Raw genomic sequence first — 3888 nt, 5'->3', positions numbered from 1 at the left:
TATTACAATGCGTACAGGTACAGTTAAATTTTTCAATGAATCTAAAGGTTACGGATTCATTACAGACGAAGAAACAGGAAAAGACATTTTTGTTCATGCATCAGGAATCAACGCGGAAGAACTTCGTGAAGGTGACAGAGTAAGCTACGAAGAAGAAGAAGGAAGAAAAGGAAAAGTTGCTGCGAAAGTAGCAGTGCTCTAAGCATAAAAATTCATTTTTAATGCCTACGAATGTTTAAAGCGTCCCGATAAATCGGGACGCTTTTTTGTTTTATGGTGAATGTTATTCTATAGCACCTAAATAAACAAAACTTAATTATACGTTAATTATAATTTTCCTTTAACTAAATTTTGTTTTTTAACTTGTGTTATAAAGCTTTGAAACCTATATTTGCGGTCGTATATAGACTAAAACAATATTCATTATGCAATCAAGCCAATTAGATTACGTGCCAATACTAATGCAGATGCTATTAGCCATTGGATTTGTTGTGGGGATAATAATAATTTCGGGTAAATTAGGACCTCAACGATCATCAGAAATAAAAGATGAAAACTTTGAGTGTGGGATTAAATCAATTGGAAATGCCAGAATACCATTCTCTGTAAAATTTTTTGTAGTGGCAATTCTTTTTGTCCTTTTCGATATTGAAGTGGTTTTTTTGTATCCTTGGGCTGTGAATTTTAAAGAATTAGGATTGGAAGGAATGGTAAAAATGGTAATTTTTATGTCATTATTGTTGATAGGGTTTTTCTACATCATCAAGAAGAAAGCATTAGACTGGGAGTAAAGAGATTTTAGATTTTAGATTTTAGATTTTAGATTTAGAAAAACTAAATTTAGGATTTTAGATTTAAAAGCATAAATTTCTCAAATTAAGATATTGATTTAAAAAAATGATTTTATTTTTTAAGCATTCAAAATAATCTAAAATCTAAAATCTAAAATTAAAAAATCTAAAATTAAAATGAGTGAGTCAAAAATAAAAATGGTAGCGCCACCGGAAGGTGTTTCAGGAGAAGGTTTCTTTGCAACCACATTGAACGATGTTGTTGGATTAGCTAGAGCCAATTCACTTTGGCCGTTGCCTTTTGCAACTTCTTGCTGCGGAATTGAGTTTATGGCAACGATGGCTTCGCATTATGATTTAGCGAGATTCGGGATGGAACGTGTGAGCTTTTCTCCACGTCAAGCCGATATGCTACTAGTTATGGGAACAATTTCTAAGAAAATGGGGCCGATTTTACGCCAAGTTTACGAGCAAATGGCAGAACCTCGTTGGGTAATTGCTGTGGGAGCTTGTGCCTCATCTGGTGGAGTTTTCGATACCTATTCTGTTTTACAAGGAATTGACAAAGTGATTCCTGTTGATGTTTATGTTCCTGGCTGTCCGCCAAGACCAGAACAAATTGTAGATGGCGTAATGAGATTACAAGATTTGGTTAGGAGCGAATCTGTAAGAAGAAGAAGTTCTCCAGAATACCAAGAATTATTGAAATCTTATAATATTAAGTAAGGAAATGAGTTTAGAAACCACAGAAATTCAAGATAAATTAGCGGAGACTTTTGGCGAAAGTGTATTTCATTTCAATCAAGAAAAAGATGTTTTTTCGTTTGAAGTGTCAGCCGATAAAATCACAGCAATTGTTCTTTTTTTGAAAAACGATCCGACATTACGTTTTCATTTCCTGACCGATTTGTGCGGGGTACATTATCCTGATAATGTTTTAGAACGACAATTTGCCGTTGTATACCATATGCATAATTGGTACGAAAATAAACGTATAAAAATCAAGGCATTTATCAGCGGAGAAACTCCAGATATAAAAACTATATCAACTATCTTTCCAAGCGCGAATTGGATGGAACGAGAAACTTGGGACTTTTATGGAATCAATTTTGTCGGTCATCCACAGTTGAAACGTATTTTGAATATGGACGAAATGGTGTCACATCCAATGCGAAAAGAATTTCCGATGGAAGACGGAGGTAGAACCGACAAAGACGATAGATTCTTTGGAAGAACACAATCAAATAGACAGCAAACAATATAATTTTTCACATTCTATAAATGTCAGAACTATTATTACCACCAGAGCATCGATATGCTAAAATAATTCAAGAGCACCATAACGAAGATGGAAGTGAGCTTTCGATTCTTAATTTAGGCCCAACACACCCAGCGACTCACGGTATTTTTCAAAATATCTTGTTAATGGATGGGGAAAAAATTCTCGAAGCTGAACCAACTATTGGCTACATTCACAGAGCTTTTGAGAAAATTGCCGAAAATCGTCCGTTTTATCAAATTACACCACTTACCGACCGAATGAACTATTGTTCGTCACCAATCAATAATATGGGTTGGTGGATGACTGTAGAAAAATTGTTGGATATTGAAGTTCCTAAAAGAGTTCAGTATTTAAGAGTTATTGCAATGGAATTGGCCAGAATAACAGATCATATAATTTGTAATTCGATTCTTGGGGTTGATACCGGTGCGTATACAGGTTTCTTGTATGTTTTTCAATTTAGAGAGAAAGTTTACGAGATCTACGAAGAAATTTGTGGGGCGCGTTTAACAACCAACATGGGAAGAATGGGCGGTTTCGAAAGAGATTGGTCTCCAAAAGCTTTTGAATTACTGGAAGTATTTTTGAAGGATTTCCCAGTTGCCTGGAAAGAATTTGAAAACTTGTTCGAAAGAAATAGAATTTTTATTGACCGAACGGTAAACGTTGGACCAATTACTGCTGACATGGCTATGGCTTACGGATTTACAGGTCCAAATTTACGTGCTGCCGGAGTTGATTATGACGTTCGTGTGGCACATCCTTACTCCTCTTATGAAGATTTCGATTTCATAATTCCTGTTGGAAAATCAGGTGATACTTACGACCGTTTTTGTGTTCGTAATGCCGAAGTTTGGGAAAGTTTGAGCATCATTCGTCAGTCATTGGACAAAATGCCGGAAGGAAACGTTTTTCATGCTGATGTTCCTGAGTATTATTTACCTCCAAAAGAAGATGTTTACACCGATATGGAATCTTTGATTTACCATTTCAAGATTGTAATGGGAGAAATTCCTGTTCCAGTTGCCGAAATTTACCACGCTGTTGAAGGCGGCAACGGAGAAGTAGGTTTTTATTTGGTAACGGATGGAAGCAGAACTCCTTATAGATTGCACTTCCGACGACCTTGTTTTATTTATTACCAAGCCTATCCCGAAATGATAAAAGGTGCAATGCTTTCGGATGCGATTGTTATTTTGTCAAGTTTAAATGTTATTGCTGGAGAATTAGACGCTTAAAAAAAGATTGCAAACCCGAGCTTTAGCGAACGGGCAAAGCAATACAGATTTTAGAATGCAGATTGAAAAATCTAAAATCTAAAATCTAAAATCTAAAATATAGAATGGAAAGAACACATCACAAACAAGAAATAAATATTACTGAAACGTTGATGACTCGCATCAATGAATTAATCAGTCATTATCCAGAAGGGAAGCAAAAATCGGCTTTATTACCAATTTTACACGAAGTTCAGGATGCACACGACAACTGGTTGAGTTTTGAGTTAATGAACAAAGTGGCCGAAATACTTCAAATTAAACCAATTGAGGTGTACGAAGTGGTTTCTTTCTACACGATGTTCAACCAAAGACCAATTGGAAAATATATGTTCGAATTTTGTCAAACTTCGCCTTGTTGTTTGAACGGCGTGGAAGATTTAATGGATTATACTTGTGAAAAGTTGGGTGTGGGAATTGGTGAAACTACTCCAGACGGACTTTTTGAAGTTAGAGGAGTTGAATGTTTAGGTGCTTGTGGTTACGCGCCAATGATGCAATTAGGCGATTTTTACAAAGAACATTTGACGGCAGCAAA

6 protein-coding genes are annotated in these 3888 nt (G+C 35.7%); all 6 read left to right on the top strand.

Annotation, left to right across the window (positions count from 1 at the left end; translation table 11 throughout):
• Positions 1–7 precede the first annotated feature (7 nt).
• On the top strand, positions 8–202 hold the full coding sequence (locus tag RMO83_RS13240) for a cold-shock protein (protein ID WP_077378011.1): 195 nt from the start codon (positions 8–10) through the stop codon (positions 200–202).
• Positions 203–425: 223 nt separating this feature from the next.
• Positions 426–791, top strand: coding sequence for an NADH-quinone oxidoreductase subunit A (locus RMO83_RS13235; protein ID WP_310560177.1), 366 nt, complete (start codon positions 426–428; stop codon positions 789–791).
• 177 nt (positions 792–968) lie between these two features.
• Positions 969–1517 (top strand): NADH-quinone oxidoreductase subunit B, encoded by a 549-nt coding sequence (locus tag RMO83_RS13230; RefSeq protein ID WP_310560176.1) that lies wholly within the window; start codon positions 969–971, stop codon positions 1515–1517.
• A 4-nt stretch (positions 1518–1521) separates the two neighbouring features.
• On the top strand, positions 1522–2055 hold the full coding sequence (locus RMO83_RS13225; protein ID WP_310560175.1) for an NADH-quinone oxidoreductase subunit C: 534 nt from the start codon (positions 1522–1524) through the stop codon (positions 2053–2055).
• A gap of 17 nt (positions 2056–2072) precedes the next feature.
• On the top strand, positions 2073–3311 hold the full coding sequence (locus tag RMO83_RS13220) for an NADH-quinone oxidoreductase subunit D (protein WP_310560174.1): 1239 nt from the start codon (positions 2073–2075) through the stop codon (positions 3309–3311).
• 104 nt (positions 3312–3415) lie between these two features.
• On the top strand, positions 3416–3888 hold a 473-nt coding region (locus tag RMO83_RS13215), incomplete at its 3' end, for an NAD(P)H-dependent oxidoreductase subunit E (protein ID WP_310560173.1).

The organism is Flavobacterium sp., assembly GCF_031423415.1.
GTDB lineage: Bacteria > Bacteroidota > Bacteroidia > Flavobacteriales > Flavobacteriaceae > Flavobacterium.
Note: the sequence above shows the minus strand (reverse complement) of the source record. Positions and strands in the feature narration are given on the sequence as shown.

Excerpts from the sequence above, each read along its gene's own strand:
- RMO83_RS13240 (WP_077378011.1), top strand. The coding sequence starts at position 8 with ATGCGTACAGGTACAGTTAAATTTTTCAATGAATCTAAAGGTTACGGA.
- RMO83_RS13235 (WP_310560177.1), top strand. The coding sequence starts at position 426 with ATGCAATCAAGCCAATTAGATTACGTGCCAATACTAATGCAGATGCTA.
- RMO83_RS13230 (WP_310560176.1), top strand. The coding sequence starts at position 969 with ATGAGTGAGTCAAAAATAAAAATGGTAGCGCCACCGGAAGGTGTTTCA.
- RMO83_RS13225 (WP_310560175.1), top strand. The coding sequence starts at position 1,522 with ATGAGTTTAGAAACCACAGAAATTCAAGATAAATTAGCGGAGACTTTT.
- RMO83_RS13220 (WP_310560174.1), top strand. The coding sequence starts at position 2,073 with ATGTCAGAACTATTATTACCACCAGAGCATCGATATGCTAAAATAATT.